The 1,497-nt window shown below is 71.5% G+C and carries 2 protein-coding genes; both read right to left on the bottom strand.

Annotation, left to right across the window (positions count from 1 at the left end):
- Nucleotides 1-19 precede the first annotated feature (19 nt).
- On the bottom strand, nucleotides 20-1,111 hold the full coding sequence (locus tag G6020_RS12855) for a branched-chain amino acid aminotransferase (protein WP_179525022.1): 1,092 nt from the start codon (nucleotides 1,109-1,111) through the stop codon (nucleotides 20-22).
- Between the two features lie 29 nt (nucleotides 1,112-1,140).
- Nucleotides 1,141-1,497, bottom strand: a 357-nt coding sequence (locus G6020_RS12850) for a glycine cleavage T C-terminal barrel domain-containing protein (RefSeq protein WP_277815279.1), incomplete at its 5' end; no start/stop codon positions are given.

Below are 1,497 nucleotides of genomic sequence, written 5' to 3'. Positions count from 1 at the left end.
CCCGGTCAGGCGGGCCCGGTCAGGCGAGCGTGGTCATCCAGCCGAAGGTGTCCTCGACGGACCCACGCTGGATCCCGGTGAGGGTCTCGCGCAGACGCATGGTGATCTCACCGGGCCCGCCGTCGCCGACCGTGTACCCGCCCTCGGCGTGCTTGACCGAGCCCACCGGTGTGATCACGGCGGCGGTCCCGCAGGCGAACACCTCGGTGACCGCCCCGGAGGCGACCCCGGACTCCCACTCCTCCACCGAGACCTTCCGCTCGGTCACCGGGTAGCCGAGATGGCGCGCCAGCCGGATGAGGCTGTCGCGGGTCACGCCGGGCAGCAGCGACCCGGACAGTTCCGGGGTGACGATCTCCGCCGAGTCCCCGGTGCCGAGGATGAAGAACAGGTTCATCCCGCCCATCTCCTCGACGTACTTGCGCTCGATCGCGTCCAGCCAGACCACCTGGTCGCAGCCCTCGGCGGCCGCCTGCTCCTGGGCACGCAGCGACGCCGCGTAGTTCCCACCGAACTTCGCCGCGCCGGTTCCGCCGGGGCTGGCGCGCACGTACTCGGTGCTCAGCCACACGCTCACGGGGGCCACACCACGCGAGAAATAGGCACCGGCGGGCGAGGCGATGACCGAGTAGAGGTACTCGTCGGCCGGCCGCACTCCCAGGCCGGTCTCGGTGGCGATCATGAAGGGCCGCAGGTAGAGCGCCTCCTCGCCGCCGGCGGCGGGGACCCAGTCGCGGTCGATCGCCACGATCTGCCGGAGGGACTCCATGAACAGCTCCTCGGGCAGCGTCGGCATGGCCAGACGCTGCGCGGACCGGTTGAAGCGCGCCGCGTTCTGCTCCGGGCGGAAGGAGGCGATGGAGTCGTCGGCCTGCCGGTACGCCTTGAGGCCCTCGAAGATCGTCTGGGCGTAGTGGAGCACCACGGCGGAGGGGTCGATCGACAGCGGGGCGTAGGCCTCGACGGTGGGAGTACCCCAGGCCCCGTCGGAATACGGGAGGGTGACCATGTGGTCGGTGAAGTGCTTGCCGAAGCCGGGAGCGGCGAGGATGGCTTCGCGCTCGGCGGCCGTCCTCGGTGTGGCCGAGGGGCGGATGTCGAACTGGGACATGTCGTCTCGCTTAGGTGAGAAGGGGCGGGTCAGCGGGTGCGGATCTCGACGAGCGGGGGTACCGCGAGGCGGCACGGTACCTCTCGCCCCCGTACGTCGACGACGACCTCGTCGCCCTTCTTCAGGCCGGCGTCCAGCTCGACGAACGCGAGCGCTATCCCCGTCTTCAGCGTCGGCGAGAACGTGCCGGAGCTCGTGACGCCGACGTCGCGTCCGCCGGCCCGCACGGTCTGGCCGGCGCGCAGGACTCCGCGGCCCGTGACCTCGAGCGCGTACATGCGCCGGGCGGGCCCGGCCTCCTTCTGACGCAGCAGCTCGTCGCGCCCCCAGAAGGACGGCTTGTCCCAGCCGATGGCCCACGCGCAGCGGGCCTCGAGCGGGCTGAG

It is taken from the genome of Dietzia sp. B19 (assembly GCF_014145155.1).
GTDB lineage: Bacteria > Actinomycetota > Actinomycetes > Mycobacteriales > Mycobacteriaceae > Dietzia > Dietzia natronolimnaea.
Note: the sequence above shows the minus strand (reverse complement) of the source record. Positions and strands in the feature narration are given on the sequence as shown.